Below are 17,429 nucleotides of genomic sequence, written 5' to 3' on the forward strand. Positions count from 1 at the left end.
TGTTTGCTTATTTGAATTAGTTTATTTTGATGTACAAACTTAGATAAAGTTGCAGTTAAAAGCAACTTTATCCATGGCTCCTTGTGCTTTAAGCATATATTTATAACGGAAATATGTTAATTTACCTGGAAGGGGCCCCGATAGTTTCTGAATATAATTATTTTTGTAAATATGGCTGGAACATCAGAAAAATTGAGAATTGATAAATATTTGTGGTCAATTCGCTTATTTAAGACAAGAACCTTGGCAACAGAGGCCTGTAAGGCTGGACGAGTAAAACTCAAAGGCCAAAATATAAAACCCTCTTATGAAGTTAAGATCGGAGATGTATACCATATCCAAAAGGGAATTGAAAAAAAAGTGGTGCAGGTGACAGGTCTTTTAGACCGTCGTGTTGACGCCAAGACTGCTGTTCAATTCTACGAAGATCAGACGCCTGTAGAAGAAACGGTAGGGTTTAAATCCGTATTTCATGCTCCTGTCCTAAAACGCGATCGCGGTACAGGGCGTCCTACGAAAAAAGACCGTCGTGAGATAGATGATTTACAATCTTCAGAATGGTGGGAGAAAGAAGATGAATAAGCTCAAGATAAGTGCTGTGATAATTGCGGGAGCCCTGTTGGCTATCTCCTGTAAGTCGTATAAAAAATCTGTAAACGTGACAGAGGGCGGATTTGTTTTGGCGATCCATGGTGGAGCGGGGACGATCTTGAAAAAGAATATGACAGATTCGATGGAACAAGCTTATCGGATTGTCTTAGAGCAAGCACTTCGTATAGGCTACCAAAAGTTGCAAGAAGGTAAATCCAGTTTGGATGCCGTCGAATCGGCTATCCATGTGATGGAAGACTCACCTTTGTTTAATGCAGGGAAAGGAGCGGTTTTTACACATGACGGACGCAACGAGCTGGATGCCTCCATTATGGATGGTAAATCCTTGGCTGCGGGCGCAGTTGCAGGAGTGACGACGATCAAAAATCCAATCTCAGCAGCAAAAGCGGTGATGGAACAGTCTGAGCACGTTATGATGGTGGGGAAAGGTGCCGAAGAATTTGCAAGAAAAGTGGGGCTAACCATCGTAGATCCTTCTTATTTTTGGACTAAAGCACGTTGGGATGCTTTGCAGAAAGTGAACAGGGAGGACAGTACGCAAACACAACTAGATCACGATCAAAAACAAAGCTCACGTTTAGGAATCATCAATAAGGATGCTAAATTTGGTACAGTTGGTTGTGTTGCTTTGGATAAAGCAGGTAACCTGGCCGCCGGTACATCTACAGGAGGGATGACAAACAAGAAGTTTGGACGTGTCGGAGATTCGCCAATTATTGGTGCTGGAACGTATGCGAACAATAATACCTGTGCTGTTTCCTGTACTGGATGGGGAGAATATTATATCCGCACCGTGGCTGCATATTCGGTGTCGGCTTTAATGGAATACAAAGGTGAACATGTTGATAAGGCGAGCCGGCAAGTGATCGATCGGATTGGTGAAATGGGCGGAAATGGCGGCCTGATCGCACTGGATAAAAATGGACATGTTGCTATGCCTTTTAATACTGCCGGGATGTACCGGGGTACCGTGACCAAAGAGGGTAAGATAACAGTAGAAATTTATAAATAGCCAGCACAGCTGTTTTCATCATCATAATATATCCCAAGGGATCAATATAACATATTAACCCCTTGGGATAAATTTTGTTAACTATTTTTTATTGAACAGCGATTACGGCCTATACTATTTAAATTGCCGTCAGGTATTGTTCAATCTCATCAAATTGGATATCGCCATGGGAAGCATCATATAGACTTTCTTTTCCTTCAACAATCAGTATCTGAGGGGATTGATGTGTTACATTCCAACGTTGGGCAATCTCATTTGATAATGGACGGTAGCGCAAAAGATCTAAAAGATAGATTGCATAATCATGGTCTGACGTCGCAGACATACGCTCAAGACTGCGCTTAGCCATATTGCTGATACCACAAGTCGTGCTATGTTTAAAGATGGCTGCAACTTTATCAGATTGATAAAGCTCCTGTAACTGTTCCTCTGTATTTAATTCTATCCAGTTAATCATATTATAGTTCTGTAAATTTTTTCTGTTCTACTTGTACAAAAGACGAAATAGCGGAGAATATACAACTCTTTTGGTCATTGCTTGTCGAATTGAAGAAACTAGGTAAACGTATACCATCGCCAATCTCCTTATATTTGCTCACTTCATAAGTGTTTTTTTCGCCCTTATCTGTGTATTCGTAACGTACAATCTCACCGGTATTTTGATCAATGTAAAGCAAACCATCCATCTTTGAACCAAAGATAGGGCCTGACGAGCTGATAGTTGCTATCGTTAATTTTTGTCCAGCGCTGAAACTTTCCTTCTGACTTTTTAGCTGCACATTCTTCTGTCCGATCAAGGTGGGTAAAAGTAGTAGATTGAGATCCGAAAATAGCTGGTTTTTAATTGACTTTTTTAGCTCTGGCCCATCTCCAGCTATATTCCCTTCAATAAAGAGTTTATCGGCCCCTGGATTCTTAAAATTAAACAGATAGGTCACCTGATCTGTGGCGCTATAGCCGTCAAATCGACATGCTCCGGTGCTGCGATTGAACAAGAATTTTCGCTCTTCTTTTGACAATTGGTCGGAGATGGTATTTCCCTTTGCTGAGAATGCCAAATATTGCAAAGAATCCCATTTTTCCTGGCCACCAATACTTTGCCAAATCTGCTTGTTTAGACTATCGTCTTGCGCCACTAGATCCAGCTGACAGAATAACGTCAGCATAACGACCAAGAGTACATTCGATAATGTTTTCATAATCCTATTTTTTTAAGAAACAATCATCAAGTAAGCCGTATCAAAATTGATCGGGATAAACTTCATCATTGCGTCATTGTCTATAAAACTATCGATTGTTGTACATCTGATTTACAATACAATCAAAACAATTCAATAACAATTTATTCCAGTGAAAAAATAAAAATCGATTAATAAGATAACTGAATATGTTATTAATCGATTTGTATAAAATATAAGTAACTGAGTAATAAGCTGTGCTCAGTAATACTTTTCATCATTGAATGGTAGGCAAAATTAATACCAAACTAGAATTTTTTGGCAATATGAGCCATTTGTATTGCTGTAATAGCAGCTTCTTCACCTTTGTTGCCATGTTTTCCACCAGCACGATCCAATGCTTGCTGAAGGTTATCAGTAGTTAATACACCAAAAATGGCCGGTTTATTGTATTTGAGCCCTACATTGGCAATGCCATTTGCAACTGCATCGCAGATAAAATCAAAGTGTCTCGTCTCACCCTGAATGACGCAGCCTAAACAAATAACAGCATCAAAATTCTGGTTTCTGAACACAAGATCTGCTCCCGAAATTAATTCGAAACTTCCAGGAACCTCGATGACTTGGATATTTTTTTCTTGAGCGCCATGCTTCTCTAAGCCTGTAATTGCACCATTCAATAATGCACCTGTGATTTCTGCATTCCATTGTGCAACAACGATTGCAAATTTGAATGGACTTGCATCCGCAACCTGAATATGCGAAAAGTCGGATAAATTTTTAATGCTACTTGCCATAATAGGAACAAAGATAGTGATTTTAGATGGTCACAAAAAAAGAGGCTATCAAATAGCCTCTTTTTAGTATATTTTTATAATTATTCTATTATAAATGTGCTTGTACACGGCCTAATAAACCATCAATTGTTGAAGCTTCTTGGCTCTCCGGAAAATCTGTTTTAATCTTTTTGTAAGCTGTCTCTGCACTTTTGTAGTCATTTTGGGCTTCATATACAAGTCCTAGTTTTTTCAAAAAGAGTGGAGTTGTATACGAGTTGCTTGATTTTTCAGAAGCCTGCTTATAGTAGTCTGCAGCTTTTTTGTAGTCTTTTAATTCTGAATAAGCATCACCTGTTAAACCAATTACGAGTGGATCTAGAATTTGACTTCCTGTCGGAGCATATTTTTCAAGCGCTTTTGCAGCTTCATCGAATTTACCTTGACGCAAATACAAACCTCCTAAATATGCGTTTGCAATATTTGCGGATTTTGTATTGGAATATTCGTCCGCAATTTGTTTAAATCCAAGAAATGCACCATCGCCCATGATTGCTTTGCTTTGTAACGAATCAATTGTAGCAAGCTGTTCTGCTTTGTACATACGATTCGAAGCTTCTTCTGCTCTTGGATCTAGATAAAGCTTTTGATAACCAAAATAAAGTAAGATCAATACAACGATACCACCTAAAATGAACACGACACTTTTTTGGTTATCTTGAAAAAAAGATCCTTTTGAAGGTTTGAAACCTTGATTTGTATTATTTGTGTTTTTAGACATTACTAATCAGTAAAATATGGATTGCAAAAATACACTTTTCGAGCAAATTTGCAAGTGTTTTGCAAATTTTAACGTGAATTAACTTTGGTTTTCCGACTCATTCGATAGTTCAATTTCCTTATCTAGCTGTTCGTAGATGGAGTTTTTACTTTTGAATTCAGGTACAATAATTTTCATTTGATAGACAACTTCGTTTTTGTTCTGCGTCGCTAAACGCTGTTGCAATTCTCCGATTTTCATACACACCCTATCATAATTATTTTCTCTGACTTTGGCGATCATGATTTTCTCGTGGTGCGTCGGTAAGGTATTCTCTAAATCATTTAGTAATTCCTCATATAGTTTTTCACCAGGCCTTAATCCCGTGAATTTTATTTCAATATCTTCATTCGGTTTAAATCCCGAAAGGCGAATCATTTTTTTAGCTAGCTCTACTATTTTTACAGATTTACCCATATCAAAGACAAAAATTTCGCCACCTTGTCCCATTGTTCCAGCTTCAAGGACTAGTCGGCATGCTTCGGGAATGGTCATAAAATACCGTGTAATTTCTGGATGAGTAACGGTTACAGGGCCACCTTTTTGAATCTGGTCCCTGAATCGGGGGATAACAGATCCATTGGAGCCTAAGACATTGCCAAAGCGTGTTGTTATAAATTTGGTGTGAACACTTGCCCCCAATGTATTTTCCAAATGATTGTTTAACGATTGTACATAGATTTCTGCGATACGTTTTGTCGCCCCCATGATATTCGTGGGATTTACAGCTTTATCGGTAGAGACAAAGACAAATTTTTCAACCTGAAATTCTACGGCTAAATCCGCCAAATTCTTTGTTCCCATAACATTGGTCTGTACCGCTTCCAAAGGATGGTTTTCCATCATTGGCACATGTTTGTATGCTGCCGCATGATAAACATAGTGCGGCTTGAACGTGTCAAAAAGCAATTGCATCCTTTTTGTACTTCGGACGTCTGCTATATAAGTATGATAGACTTGATTTGGGAATTCATCTTGAAGGTCAAGCTGGAGATTATGTAAGGGGGACTCTGCTTGGTCACAAAGAATAATCATCTGGGGCTCGTATCTTCCCAATTGGGTTGCAATTTCACTTCCGATAGAACCGGCTGCTCCAGTAACAAGGATTCTTTTGCCCTTCGTCTGGCTTAAGATGTGGTCGTCGTTAATCTTGATCGGCTCCCTTTCCAACAAATCTTCAATTTTTATTTTCTGAATCTGATTGGGGTTAAGGTCGCCATTCATGATCTTTTTAACGGGCGGAAGTGTTAAAATATTGACGTTTTTTTCGAGCGCGACATCTGTTATTTCATTTTTGCGGTCCGAAGGGATGTTGTGTGACGCGATGATGACCTCTTCAATATTTAGTGTGTTGATGAGGTGGCTAAACTTTTGAGAAGAGTAAATTTTGGTCCCATCAATTACTTTGTTGATTTTTTGATCATTATCATCCAAAAATCCTACAATAGCATTTTTGGAACGTACATCATGGTCTAAGGTTCTTTTTACAGCAATCCCCAAATCACCAGCTCCGTAGATCAGTGTTTTTTTTCTGGAACCGTTGACTTTTTTGGTGTATAGAAAGAAAATCTTAATAATTGTTCTATATACAGTTAAAATAAGGAAGGAGAATAGGGCAAAGAAGATAATGAGTGCCGTTGGAATGTTGCGCTCGATTTCATTTGCTTGGATAACTAGTTTTATAACGAGGAGAACAAACACACTGAATGTTATCGTTGATAATATACGTATGGAATCGATGGCGCTTGTGTAACGCACGATCCCAGTATACATTTTAAAGAGATAGAACGACAAAGAACATACACCGATAAATAAAATGTAACGAATGCTAAAATCAATATCGAGTAAAAAATCGAAATTAAAATCATAATAAATGACATTTGCGAGGAGATAAGCGACGGATACACTAAAGATGTCCAATAAAAAAATGATCCACCGTGGCACTATATTGACTTTACTGAGCATGGTATTATATCTGATTAATTTAAAACAAATGTAGATAAATTTGTTTCATTCCAAAGCTGTGCCAAACCAAATTTATCTTCGTTTGATAAGATTGATTATTTATTGTAATTTTAGCTAACGATCAATTTTACAAGATGAATGAGTTAGGAAAGCTTGCGAGTCAGGCTATGATTTCTCCAAAAGAGATGCTGTTTGAGAAGAAAAAGAATGCAAAAAGTTTATTTATTGGCATTCCAAAAGAAATCTCGCTTCAGGAAAAGCGAATTTGCCTGACACCATTAGCGGTTGCATTATTGGTAGAAAATGGGCACGAAGTAATCATTGAGACGGGAGCAGGAGCAGGAGCCAATTTTTTGGATCACCATTATAGTGAGCAGGGAGCCCGTATTGTATCTTCAAGAGAAGAAGTGTACCAAGCGGATCTGATCATCAAGGTTGGCAGCCCTGTAATTAGTGAAGTCAAGCTGATGAAAGAAAGACAGCTTTTATTATCTTCTCAGCAACCTTCACTTATGAACTTGGATGTCTTAAAGGCATTAATGCATAAAAAAATTACCGCAATTTCTTACGAATATTTAAGAGATGAGGGCGGTTGCCTAGCTGTGGTTCGTGCTATGAGTGAAATCGTAGGGGCGACGGCAACTTTAATTGCTGGAGAGTATCTGAGCAATGCATTTGGAGGCAAGGGACTGATGCTCGGCGGCGTTACCGGGGTAGCCTCGACCGAAGTTGTTATTATCGGCGCAGGGACCGTTGGTGAACAAGCTGCTCGGACGGCTTTGGCGCTAGGAGCAGAGGTAAAAGTATTTGATAATTCGATTTATAAACTTAGACGCCTACAAAATAACCTGGGTAGTCTTGTGTTTACATCTGTTATACAACCTATTATTTTAAACAAAGCCGTGATCAGTTCAGACGTTGTTATCGGTGCTTTACGAGCGCTTAATGGACGTTCCGCTTGCGTGATTTCGGAAGAGACCGTTTCTAAAATGAAACCCAATTCCGTTATTATAGATGTAAGCATTGATCAAGGGGGCAATTTTGAAACTTCGGAGGTGACCTCTCACGATAAACCTATCTTTCGGAAATTTGATGTTATTCACTATTGTGTTCCTAATATAGCGTCTCGGGTAGCGCGAACAGCCACCTATGCCATGAGCAATATCTTCACTTCGATTTTACTCGATTTTGCTGAACTCGGGGGATTGAAAAATGCCATTTGGAAGAACCCTGGTATTCGAAGTTCCATTTATTTGTATCAAGGTAATCTGACGAATATAGATATGGCCTCCAGGTTTAATATGACAGCAAAGGATTTAGATTTATTAGTCGTCTCTTCGTTATAAATTCTAAGCGTATCCAGCTGCTTCTTGATCTACTCCATGCAGATGTTGCATGTAAAATGGAAGGATATTTCTAGTAAATATAATTTTGCGATCTTTTTTAAATGTTATTTAAATGAAAAAAGTTTTTATGATTTTATGTTCCTTGATCTCGCTTGTTAAAGCGCAGGAGGCAATCAACCTTTATGCAGATTCTATTCCAAATGCGACTGATAAAGAGCAGGTAAATTTAGAAAAGAACGTCCCCAAGCTATTTGCCTATACAGCAGATAAAAGTGTCGATAAAAATATCGCCGTACTGGTTATTCCTGGGGGCGGGTATGCTCATATCGCAATGGATCATGAGGGACATGCCGTTGCTAAAGAGTTGGTGAAAAATGGGTATTCGGCATATGTTTTGCAATATCGATTGCCTTCGCCGAATATCATGCGTGACAAATCTATAGGGCCTCTTCAGGACGCGCAGCGGGCAATGCAATTGATCAGAACCCTGCACCCCGGACTTCGAAAGGTGGGGGTTATCGGATTTTCCGCAGGCGGACATTTGGCTTCCACTTTAATAACGAAGTTTAAGAAAGACTATATAGTGAATCCTTCACATGTATCCCTAAGACCTGATTTTGCTGGATTAATTTATCCTGTAATCTCTATGCAAAATGATATCACACACAAAGGTTCGCGTATAAATCTCATCGGAGAAAACCCTTCAGAAGACCAAATCAACCTTTTTTCTTCCAATTTGCAGGTATCTCCTGAAGTTTGTCCGGTTTTCTTTGTGCATGCCAAAGACGATATGGCTGTGCCAATAGAAAATAGCTATAGAATGATGGCAGCTTTGGACAAGTCAAAAGTGCCCAACAAGCTTTATACCTTTGAGCAAGGGGGGCACGGCTTTGGGTTAATTAACAAAACCTCAGACAAGTTATGGTTTGACGCATTTTTATCTTGGCTAGACACACAAGACTAGGATATACAATTAATGGTCAAAATGTATCCAGTGAGATATTGTTAGATCGACAGCCTGTAGTTTCTGTGGAATTATCTGCGATGTTATAATCGCATGTAAGTTAATCTCATTATTACTGACGACGATTTCATAATAAAAACCTCTGAATCGCACATCTTTTACAAAAAAAGTAGACTGCTCAGAAGGACTTATTGAAATCCATTCTTGATGTATCGCGACTGGTTTTTCGCTTGTTATGCCTAAATTTTGAGCTTGCTCAACTTGTAATATATTGCTTTTTGCCAGTAATTGCGCCGTATAAGGGTGCGATGGATTGCTATACAATACATGTGGATTGTTTTGATCTAGGATTTTACCAGATTTCATCACGATGAGGTTATCTGCTAAAGCAAGTACTTCCGTAGGATCGTGTGAAACTAAAATGACGGTCAGCCCAGTTTCTTTAACAATATCTTTTATGTCCTGTTGCAAGGTATCCCTAAAAGAGGCATCAACCTGATTGAAGGGTTCATCCATTAGTAAAACTTCAGGCTCGTTGATCAAAGCACGACAGATGGCGACACGTTGTTTTTCTCCGCCACTGATGTCTGCTACTCTTTTTTTAGCGAGGTGATCTATCCGTAGACGTTGTAATATTTCCGCAGTTTTGTCTTGTTTGCGTTTGATATCTGTGTTTGGCAACTGCGATGCAACATTATCCCATACATTGGCATACGTATTCAAATCGTCAAAGCCTTGCGAGACTAATTTCATGGCATCATGTCCGGGGATCAACTTGTCCTTGCGCGTTGGAACCTGCCAACCTTTATAGCGCACAATGCCCCCAGTTGGTTCCAAAAGACCGTAGATAAGTCGCAGTAATGTACTTTTTCCACTGCCAGATTCACCAATGATTGCTGTTATTTTTCCTTCATCGATATCGAAAGAACTATTTTCAACAGCAAACTGCATATTGTTCTCATGAAAGGAAAAGCTAAGGTGCTCGGCGTGTATAGCCGCTAGTCCGGGAACATGGATATCAGATGGAATATATTGACAAGATGATAAATGAGCCATAGTAGAGAAAAGGTAGTTAACGAATAGAAATTTTACGTGTTGTTGCATCTATGATGCTAATATGTATCTCTTTTGCTTCTTCAGGAAGTAAATTGGGGATTTTCTCCGGCCATTCAACAAAGCAATATGCACCTGAATAGAAATATTCCTCATAGCCAAAATCGAATGCCTCCTGCTCATCTTTAATGCGGTAAAAATCAAAGTGATATATGGGGCCTGCGGGAGACTCATATTCATTAACAATGGAGAATGTTGGACTAGATGTACTATCTTGTACATTTAATTGTTTACACAGGTATTTTACAAAAGTTGTTTTTCCTGCTCCCATTGAACCATATAATAGAAAAATCCGGTCCTTTGGAAAACTATTTAAAAGTGTCTGAGCCGCTTGAGATAGATCTGCTGTCGTATTTACAATAATTTCCATGTTGCAAAATTACTATTTCGGTAAGTATGTCGCAAAGGGGATAATCATTTCTTCCAAAGAGATTCCACCATGTTGGAATGTTCCATTAAAGTAATTGACAAATTGATTGTAGTTGTTGGGGTAAACAAAATACGAATCTTCTTTGGCAAAAACGTATGTTGAACTAACATGAAGTTTAGGCAACTGTGCCTCGTGGGGATTTTTGATAGCAAAAACATCTTTGTCAATATAGTTCAGATTTTTCCCTTGCTTATATCTCAAATTTGTATTTGTATTTCGATCACCAACAATTTTACTTGGCTTTTTTACACGGATCGTGCCATGGTCGGTTGTAATAATCACACGAACTTTCTTTTGTGAGAGCCATTTTAAAGCCTCCAATAGAGGTGAGTGTTCAAACCATGACAAAGTGAGGGAGCGATAAGCCGCTTCATCGTTTGCTAATTCACGAATCATAGAGCTGTCCGTACGCGCGTGCGAAAGCATGTCAACAAAGTTATACACCAATACATTCAGTTGATTGTGCATCAAATTGCCGAGATTGTCTAACACGTCTTTTCCTTGTTCCAGGGTCAAAATTTTCGTGTAAGAGTGTTTTATAGACTTGCGGTAAAGTCGCTTGATCTGATCTTCTAAAAATTTATCCTCATATAAATTCTTGCCACCTTCATCTTCATCGTTTTGCCATAATTTAGGGAAGCGTTTTTCCATTTCCAGTGGAGTTAATCCACTAAAGATGGCATTTCTAGCATATTGTGTTGCTGTTGGTAAAATACTGTAATAGTTTATCTCCTCCTCAAGTCTAAAATAGTCGGTGATTACCTCATTGATAATTTTCCATTGATCGAAACGCAAATTGTCTATTAAAAAGAAAAATGTCGGTATATCATCTTCTATGGTCGGAAATACCTTCTTCTTAAATAGCTGGTGTGATAGAATGGGCGCGTTTTCGGGGCGATTAATCCACTGGATATAGTTGTTTTCTATAAATTTGGAGAATTGCATGTTTGCTTCGGATTTTTGCATCGTCAGAATTTCATGCATATTGTTATCTTCAAGCTTTTCGAGGGACAATTCCCAGTAGACAAGTTTTTTGTAAACTTCTGACCATTGGTTGAAATCCAGATTGTCATTCAGGATCATCCCCAAATTGCGGAAGTCTTGTTGATAAGCTATGGATGTTTTCTCATTGACAAGACGTTTGTTTTCCGTTAATTTTTTTATTGTCATCAAGATCTGCTTGGGGTTGACCGGCTTGATAAGATAATCATCTATTTTGGAGCCGATGGCATCTTCCATGACATGTTCTTCTTCATTTTTTGTGACCAGAACAACGGGGACAGTAGGGTTGATCGATTTGAGTATGGCAAGTGTTTCGAGCCCGGTTAGCCCAGGCATATTTTCGTCTAAGAAAACGAGGTGGAAAAAACCATTTTTAAAGGCTTCAACGGCATCATTTCCATTGTTGACTGTGTCAACTTTGTAACCCTTGCTTTCTAAAAATAAAATGTGTGGTTTTAGAAAGTCAATTTCATCGTCAGCCCAAAGAATATGTGTTTTTTGCATCTTGTTATTATATGTCTATTAGTAGTAGAGGGGAGGATCGGATTTTCGATCTCATGCTAACATAAGCAAATATCGTGCTTCAGATTTTATTTTTAACATTTCTTAACGATGAACTAACTATCTTTGTTTTAAGTTTATACTAGTGTTAACCAGGAGTTCACGATTAAAGGGCTCGGTTTCATATTTATAGTGTTGATGATCGTATTAATTTGTTTCCACATTGAACAAAAATAAAATTATTAATGATCCGGTATATGGATTTGTCGCTATTCCTACAGGATTGGTCTTTGACCTAGTGCAACATCCTTATTTCCAAAGGCTCCGCTATATTAAGCAGGTGAGCATGACACATCTCGTCTATCCCGGAGCTTTGCATACTCGTTTTCAGCACGCCATAGGAGCGATGCATTTGATGTCGATGGCATTGGAAACTTTGCGGAGTAAAGGTGTTATAATTTCAGGGGATGAAGAGGAGGCTGTTCTGTCGGCAATATTGCTGCATGATATAGGTCACGGCCCTTTTTCACATTCCTTGGAGCATAGTTTGATTGAAGGTGTTTCTCATGAGCTATTGTCTTCCCTTTTAATGGATCGAATCAACAATGATCTGGGTGGAAGACTAAGTCTTGCAATTACAATCTTTAATAATAAATACGAACGTAAATTTCTTCATCAATTGGTGTCGAGCCAATTGGATGTTGATCGAATGGACTACCTCAATAGAGATAGTTTTTTTACAGGCGTATCGGAAGGCGTCATCTCATTTGACCGGATTATAAAAATGCTCAATGTGGTGGAGGATGAAATAGTGGTGGAGTATAAAGCACTTTATTCTGTAGAGAAATTTCTGATTGCGCGGCGGTTGATGTATTGGCAAGTCTATTTACACAAGACCGTTATCGGTGCGGAACAGTTATTGATTAAAATTCTGCAGCGGGCAAAATATCTGACGGCTGCTGGCCATAAGCTCTTTTCTACTCCGGCGTTTCATTGGTTTTTAAGCCAGCAGGTCAACAAAACTAACTTTTTGGATGACCCGTTACATTTGGATTGGTTTACTCGTTTAGATGATACGGATATTATGTCTGCCATAAAAACATGGGAACGTCATGAGGATCCTATTTTAAGTGCAATGTGCCAACGTGTTATGAAACGTAATTTATATCGATCTGTCATGAGTGATAAGCCATTCTTGCCAGAATATGTTGATTTAGTAAAGGCGAAAGTACAAGCTGAGATGGGGGTGGCTCAAGAGGATATTCATTATTATGTATTTATGCAAGAAATTCAAAACCGGGCCTATAATTCTTCCAGGGATCAAATTAAAATACTATTGAAATCGGGCGAGCTCGTCGATATAACGGAGGCTTCTGATCTAGGTAATTTGGAAGCACTGTCGAAAAATGTAGCTAAATACGCCTTATGTTATCCAAAAGAGGTGGGATATGTTGCAATTACTTCCATCAAGTAGTTATTTTTTAATAAAAAAACATAGATTTGTACCATGCAATTTACTGCGCAACAAATAGGGACATTATTAGAAGGACGGATTGAAGGAAATCCAGAAGTTACTGTAGGTAACCTTGCCAAAATTGAGGAAGGTAAAAAAGGCGATCTTTCTTTTTTGTCAAATCCAAAATATGAGCATTTTATTTATACTACTGATGCCTCGATTGTAATTGTTAATGAAGATTTACAATTGACGCAGGCAACTAAGCCAACATTGACGATCATAAGGGTTAAGAATGCATATGCTGCTTTCTCTACTATTTTGAATATGTATAATGAGTTTCGTCTTGACAAAAGCGGACGTGAGGAACCACATTTTATACATGCTGAAGCGGAGATCGGCCAAGGAGGTTATATTGGTGCATTCGTATATATTGGGCGTGGGGCTTCCATTGGAGATAACGTGAAAATCTACCCACAAGTCTATATTGGCGATAAAGTTACGATTGGCGATAATACAACACTCTACCCAGGCGTAAAGATTTATCATGATTGTAAGATTGGGAAAAATGTGGTAGTACATTCTGGTGTTGTGATTGGATCGGATGGATTTGGATTTGCTCCACAAGAAGACGGAACATATAAAAAAGTACCTCAGATTGGTTATGTGCAAGTGGAGGATAATGTCGAGATTGGCGCCAATACTGTAATCGATAGGGCAACAATGGGCGCTACAATAGTGCGCGATGGTGTTAAGTTGGATAATTTGATTCAAATTGCACATAATGTTGATATTGGAAAGAATACCGTAATCGCAGCGCAAACAGGTATTTCTGGTAGTTCAAAAATTGGAGAACATGTGGTTTTAGGAGGTCAGGTTGGTGTCGTTGGACATATTGTTGTTGCAAAGGGCTCTCAAATCCAAGCCCAATCAGGAGTGAATAGATCGATTAAAGAAGAAGGTAAAAAGTGGGGCGGTACGCCAGTGATGCCTTACCAGCCGCAGTTGCGCTCCAATGTAATTTTTGCACGTCTTCCTGAGTTGGAAAAACGAATCCAAGAGTTAGAAAAGTTAGTAGAAAAAAAATTGAAATAATTATTTTTCATTGAAAATAAACTGTTCTTTAATTGTGATGAAATAATCATTCCTAGCAAGGCGATGGCGAACATCGATATAGCTTAAAGGATAAATGTTTTGTCAAAAGAAGTTTTGATTTAAAAATATGTTATTAGAAATGAATGTAAAACAGAGAACCATCAAAAACGAGGTTGAAATTTCGGGGGTAGGTCTTCATACAGGAAAAATTGTATCGATGACTATTAAACCCGCTCCGGAAAATCACTGGTTTAAGTTCAGACGTGTAGATTTAGAGGGGCAACCAGAAATTTTGGTTGATGCGGATAATGTTACGGATACCTCCAGGGGGACGACAATAACGCAGAATGGAGCAAGTGTGAGTACAATTGAACATTTGATGGCATCGTTAATTGGTTTACAAATTGATAATGTGCTGATTGATATTGATGGTCCTGAAATACCAATTCTAGACGGTAGTTCAGCTATTTTTGTGAAGTTGTTAGAGGAAGCGGGATTTGAGGAACAAGATGCTGATCGGGATTATTATGAGATTTCGAATAATATTCATTATGCAGAGCCAGATCGCAAAGTCGAAATACTGGGCATGCCAATGGATGGTTATCGTTTGACTTGTATGATCGATTTTAATTCGCCTGTGTTGGGAAGTCAACATGCAGCAATAACATCGATTGAGGATTTTAAATCTGAAATAGCCTCTTCGCGTACGTTTTGTTTTTTACACGAATTGGAAATGTTGGTTGATCATGGCCTTATTAAAGGTGGTGATTTAAGTAATGCAATCGTTATTGTGGACAAGGAGACTTCTCCTGAGGAATTGCAAAAATTAGCGCATCTTTTTCATAAAGAAACCGTTGCAGTTGCTAAGGAAGGAATATTAAACAATAATCAATTGCGTTACCAAAATGAACCTGCTCGACATAAATTGTTGGACATGGTTGGAGATTTAGCGCTAGTCGGAAGACCTTTGAAAGGGCATATTATGGCTGCAAGGCCAGGCCATGCAGCGAATGTGGCTTTTGCAAAAAAGATAAAGGAGCAGATCAAGAAAGATAAAACACGTAAAAAAATTAAAGTTTACGATCCCAATATGCCGGCATTATACGATACGGTTGAAATCATGAAGATTTTACCTCATCGTCAACCCATGCTTATGGTCGATAAAATTCTTGAGTTGACAGAAACACATGTTGTGGGTTTGAAGAATGTTACCATGAACGAAGATTTATTTATGGGACATTTTCCTGGTGCACCATTATTCCCTGGTGTTTTGCAAGTAGAGGCTATGGCACAAACAGGGGGAATTTTAGTACTGAAGACGGTTCCTGATCCAGAGAATTGGTTGACCTTATTCCTTAAAATTGAAAATGCACGTTTTAAAGCGCAGGTAACTCCAGGGGATTCTGTTATTTTTAGATGTGACTTGATGGAGCCGATCCGAAGAGGTATCGCAAAAATGAAAGGTGTGGCTATGGTAGGAGAGAAAATCGTGTGTGAAGCGGAGCTTATGGCACAGATCGTAAGAGTAAATAACAACTAAAGTAGTATAGATGATACAGCCATTAGCTTATATTCATCCGGAGGCAAAAATTGCTAAAAATGTGGTCATCGAGCCATTTGTAACCATTTATAAAGATGTCGTCATTGGTGAAGGCACTTGGATAGGATCAAATGTGACGATCATGGATGGAGCTCGAATTGGAAAAAACTGTAAAATATATCCCGGTGCAGTAATCTCTGGGGAACCTCAAGATTTAAAATTTGATGGTGAGATTACCACAGCTGAAATTGGAGACAATACAACCATTCGTGAGTGTGTAACAATCAATAGAGGAACCAAGGATAGGTATAAAACGGTCATTGGAAAAAACTGTTTGATCCAAGCTTATAGTCATGTTGCACATGATTGTGAAGTAGGTGATAATTGTGTTTTTTCGAACAACAGTACACTTGCTGGACATATTACAGTAGGTGATTATGTTGTACTTGCTGGAATGGTTGCTGTTCACCAATTTGTCAAAATTGGTTCGCATGCATTTGTTACCGGTGGTTCATTGGTGCGTAAGGATATTCCTCCTTTTGTTAAGGCCGCACGTGAACCGATTTCTTATGCTGGTATTAATTCTGTTGGATTGAGAAGAAGAGGATTTTCGGAAGAGCAAATTGCCGAGATTCAGAATCTTTATCGAATTCTTTTTGTCCAAAACAGAAACCTGGCTAAAGCAATAGAAATTATAGAAGCTGAATATCAGGCAACGGAAATCCGTGATGAAATTTTGGATTTTATTCGGAACTCCGGCCGGGGTATCATGAAAGGATTCAATAATAGAGCGATGTAGTCGCGTTGTCGATTCTAGTGAATTTGAAAATTACATTAAAAGATATTGGTAGGAGGTATAACAATGAATGGATTTTTAGGCATATAAACTATACCTTCGAGTCCGGCAAGAGTTATGCCATCCTTGGCCATAATGGTTCTGGGAAGTCCACTTTCCTAAAAGTGCTTTCAAGTAGTTTGACACCCTCATCGGGTGAATTGATCTACACGGATGGAGACCAAGTCCTAGGTGTGGAAACTATATATCAGCAGCTGTCTCTCGCAGCTCCTTATGTTGAACTGATCGAGGAGTTTACCTTAAACGAGCTGATTGATTTTCATTTTAAATTTAAAAATTATCTTCCTTCTTTTGATAAAGAAACTGTTGTAAACGTATTGGGATTGGAACATGCGCTTGACAGAGAGATCCGGTTTTTTTCATCAGGCATGCGTCAACGTGTAAAGCTAGCGCTAGCTTGTTGTTCTGCATCTGCCTTGGTTTTGTTGGATGAGCCTACAAGTAATTTGGATAGTGCGGGTGAACAATGGTATCTTCGTTTAATTGAGCGCACAAAAGTGGAATCTAGATTGTTTATCGTCTGTTCCAACCAAAAAAAAGAGTATGAATTCTGCGATGAAAGTATTTCTATCGTCGATTTCAAGTCTTAGGGGATCAACAATTGTTTCTGCCCTATTAAAAATAGGAGAAAAGTTTTTTGTCCTGTATCAAAAATGATTATTTCCCATAAACCATCAAGATTGCATAACCATTAACAGCTACGAAAGTGAACTGAAGGTTCTCTCCGGCCAATAAAAACAAACACTTTCAGAAAAAAAAGTAGCGA

The 17,429-nt window shown here is 38.6% G+C and carries 17 protein-coding genes; 9 read left to right on the forward strand and 8 right to left on the reverse strand.

The window, feature by feature from the left end:
- Positions 1–171 precede the first annotated feature (171 nt).
- Complete coding sequence (locus B4Z90_RS05780) at positions 172–582, forward strand: RNA-binding S4 domain-containing protein (RefSeq protein ID WP_070561714.1); 411 nt, start codon at positions 172–174, stop codon at positions 580–582.
- Positions 575–1,624, forward strand: coding sequence for an isoaspartyl peptidase/L-asparaginase family protein (locus B4Z90_RS05785; RefSeq protein WP_286801569.1), 1,050 nt, complete (start codon positions 575–577; stop codon positions 1,622–1,624). The genes B4Z90_RS05780 and B4Z90_RS05785 overlap by 8 nt, the downstream gene beginning before the upstream one ends.
- Before the next feature lie 118 nt (positions 1,625–1,742).
- On the opposite strand, the gene ytxJ is transcribed toward B4Z90_RS05785, so the two are convergent.
- From ytxJ to B4Z90_RS05810, 5 genes are all read right to left on the reverse strand, one after another.
- Positions 1,743–2,081 carry a bacillithiol system redox-active protein YtxJ gene (ytxJ, locus tag B4Z90_RS05790; protein WP_197084070.1) on the reverse strand — a complete coding sequence of 113 codons (339 nt, stop codon included), beginning with the start codon at positions 2,079–2,081 and terminating at the stop codon, positions 1,743–1,745.
- Position 2,082: 1 nt separating this feature from the next.
- Entirely contained in the window at positions 2,083–2,823 is a 741-nt protein-coding gene (locus B4Z90_RS05795; protein WP_070561712.1) for a hypothetical protein, read from the reverse strand.
- A 287-nt stretch (positions 2,824–3,110) separates the two neighbouring features.
- Positions 3,111–3,599 carry a 6,7-dimethyl-8-ribityllumazine synthase gene (gene ribH / locus B4Z90_RS05800; protein ID WP_070561710.1) on the reverse strand — a complete coding sequence of 163 codons (489 nt, stop codon included), beginning with the start codon at positions 3,597–3,599 and terminating at the stop codon, positions 3,111–3,113.
- An 88-nt stretch (positions 3,600–3,687) separates the two neighbouring features.
- Positions 3,688–4,359: a tetratricopeptide repeat protein gene (locus B4Z90_RS05805; RefSeq protein ID WP_046674761.1), complete on the reverse strand. Its 672-nt coding sequence runs from the start codon at positions 4,357–4,359 to the stop codon at positions 3,688–3,690.
- A gap of 78 nt (positions 4,360–4,437) precedes the next feature.
- Positions 4,438–6,363 carry a polysaccharide biosynthesis protein gene (locus B4Z90_RS05810; protein ID WP_070561708.1) on the reverse strand — a complete coding sequence of 642 codons (1,926 nt, stop codon included), beginning with the start codon at positions 6,361–6,363 and terminating at the stop codon, positions 4,438–4,440.
- A 134-nt stretch (positions 6,364–6,497) separates the two neighbouring features.
- Here B4Z90_RS05810 and B4Z90_RS05815 point away from each other — a divergent pair, with 134 nt between their 5' ends.
- Entirely contained in the window at positions 6,498–7,709 is a 1,212-nt protein-coding gene (locus B4Z90_RS05815) for an alanine dehydrogenase (RefSeq protein WP_286767411.1), read from the forward strand.
- Between the two features lie 112 nt (positions 7,710–7,821).
- Positions 7,822–8,673, forward strand: coding sequence for an alpha/beta hydrolase (locus B4Z90_RS05820; protein WP_286801570.1), 852 nt, complete (start codon positions 7,822–7,824; stop codon positions 8,671–8,673).
- A gap of 9 nt (positions 8,674–8,682) precedes the next feature.
- Here the strand turns inward: B4Z90_RS05820 and B4Z90_RS05825 are convergent, their stop codons facing one another.
- The 3 genes from B4Z90_RS05825 to B4Z90_RS05835 are packed head-to-tail and all read right to left on the reverse strand — an operon-like array spanning position 8,683 to position 11,722.
- A complete protein-coding gene (locus B4Z90_RS05825) occupies positions 8,683–9,729 on the reverse strand; it encodes an ABC transporter ATP-binding protein (protein ID WP_075990783.1) in 1,047 nt (348 codons plus the stop codon).
- A 16-nt stretch (positions 9,730–9,745) separates the two neighbouring features.
- A complete protein-coding gene (gene tsaE / locus B4Z90_RS05830; protein ID WP_286732256.1) occupies positions 9,746–10,156 on the reverse strand; it encodes a tRNA (adenosine(37)-N6)-threonylcarbamoyltransferase complex ATPase subunit type 1 TsaE in 411 nt (136 codons plus the stop codon).
- A gap of 12 nt (positions 10,157–10,168) precedes the next feature.
- Positions 10,169–11,722, reverse strand: coding sequence for a PglZ domain-containing protein (locus tag B4Z90_RS05835; protein ID WP_286801574.1), 1,554 nt, complete (start codon positions 11,720–11,722; stop codon positions 10,169–10,171).
- 220 nt (positions 11,723–11,942) lie between these two features.
- Between B4Z90_RS05835 and B4Z90_RS05840 the strand changes: the two genes are divergently transcribed.
- From B4Z90_RS05840 to B4Z90_RS05860, 5 genes are all read left to right on the forward strand, one after another.
- Positions 11,943–13,193: an HD domain-containing protein gene (locus tag B4Z90_RS05840; protein ID WP_120333046.1), complete on the forward strand. Its 1,251-nt coding sequence runs from the start codon at positions 11,943–11,945 to the stop codon at positions 13,191–13,193.
- A gap of 33 nt (positions 13,194–13,226) precedes the next feature.
- Complete coding sequence (gene lpxD, locus B4Z90_RS05845) at positions 13,227–14,267, forward strand: UDP-3-O-(3-hydroxymyristoyl)glucosamine N-acyltransferase (protein WP_075990787.1); 1,041 nt, start codon at positions 13,227–13,229, stop codon at positions 14,265–14,267.
- Between the two features lie 139 nt (positions 14,268–14,406).
- Positions 14,407–15,807 (forward strand): bifunctional UDP-3-O-[3-hydroxymyristoyl] N-acetylglucosamine deacetylase/3-hydroxyacyl-ACP dehydratase, encoded by a 1,401-nt coding sequence (locus B4Z90_RS05850; RefSeq protein ID WP_172840641.1) that lies wholly within the window; start codon positions 14,407–14,409, stop codon positions 15,805–15,807.
- A 10-nt stretch (positions 15,808–15,817) separates the two neighbouring features.
- On the forward strand, positions 15,818–16,606 hold the full coding sequence (gene lpxA, locus B4Z90_RS05855; protein WP_075990789.1) for an acyl-ACP--UDP-N-acetylglucosamine O-acyltransferase: 789 nt from the start codon (positions 15,818–15,820) through the stop codon (positions 16,604–16,606).
- 17 nt (positions 16,607–16,623) lie between these two features.
- Complete coding sequence (locus B4Z90_RS05860; protein WP_312208582.1) at positions 16,624–17,253, forward strand: ABC transporter ATP-binding protein; 630 nt, start codon at positions 16,624–16,626, stop codon at positions 17,251–17,253.
- The last annotated feature ends 176 nt before the right edge of the window (positions 17,254–17,429 follow it).

Source organism: Sphingobacterium sp. UBA5639 (genome assembly GCF_002421245.1).
In the GTDB taxonomy this organism is placed as follows: domain Bacteria; phylum Bacteroidota; class Bacteroidia; order Sphingobacteriales; family Sphingobacteriaceae; genus Sphingobacterium; species Sphingobacterium multivorum.

Coding starts and splice junctions, on each gene's coding strand:
- B4Z90_RS05850 (WP_172840641.1), top strand. CDS start 14,407: ATGAATGTAAAACAGAGAACCATCAAAAACGAGGTTGAAATTTCGGGG.
- B4Z90_RS05810 (WP_070561708.1), bottom strand. CDS start 6,363: ATGCTCAGTAAAGTCAATATAGTGCCACGGTGGATCATTTTTTTATTG.
- B4Z90_RS05820 (WP_286801570.1), top strand. CDS start 7,822: ATGAAAAAAGTTTTTATGATTTTATGTTCCTTGATCTCGCTTGTTAAA.
- lpxA (WP_075990789.1), top strand. CDS start 15,818: ATGATACAGCCATTAGCTTATATTCATCCGGAGGCAAAAATTGCTAAA.
- tsaE (WP_286732256.1), bottom strand. CDS start 10,156: ATGGAAATTATTGTAAATACGACAGCAGATCTATCTCAAGCGGCTCAG.
- B4Z90_RS05795 (WP_070561712.1), bottom strand. CDS start 2,823: ATGAAAACATTATCGAATGTACTCTTGGTCGTTATGCTGACGTTATTC.
- B4Z90_RS05785 (WP_286801569.1), top strand. CDS start 575: ATGAATAAGCTCAAGATAAGTGCTGTGATAATTGCGGGAGCCCTGTTG.
- B4Z90_RS05835 (WP_286801574.1), bottom strand. CDS start 11,722: ATGCAAAAAACACATATTCTTTGGGCTGACGATGAAATTGACTTTCTA.
- B4Z90_RS05805 (WP_046674761.1), bottom strand. CDS start 4,359: ATGTCTAAAAACACAAATAATACAAATCAAGGTTTCAAACCTTCAAAA.
- B4Z90_RS05825 (WP_075990783.1), bottom strand. CDS start 9,729: ATGGCTCATTTATCATCTTGTCAATATATTCCATCTGATATCCATGTT.
- B4Z90_RS05780 (WP_070561714.1), top strand. CDS start 172: ATGGCTGGAACATCAGAAAAATTGAGAATTGATAAATATTTGTGGTCA.
- lpxD (WP_075990787.1), top strand. CDS start 13,227: ATGCAATTTACTGCGCAACAAATAGGGACATTATTAGAAGGACGGATT.
- ribH (WP_070561710.1), bottom strand. CDS start 3,599: ATGGCAAGTAGCATTAAAAATTTATCCGACTTTTCGCATATTCAGGTT.
- ytxJ (WP_197084070.1), bottom strand. CDS start 2,081: ATGATTAACTGGATAGAATTAAATACAGAGGAACAGTTACAGGAGCTT.
- B4Z90_RS05815 (WP_286767411.1), top strand. CDS start 6,498: ATGAATGAGTTAGGAAAGCTTGCGAGTCAGGCTATGATTTCTCCAAAA.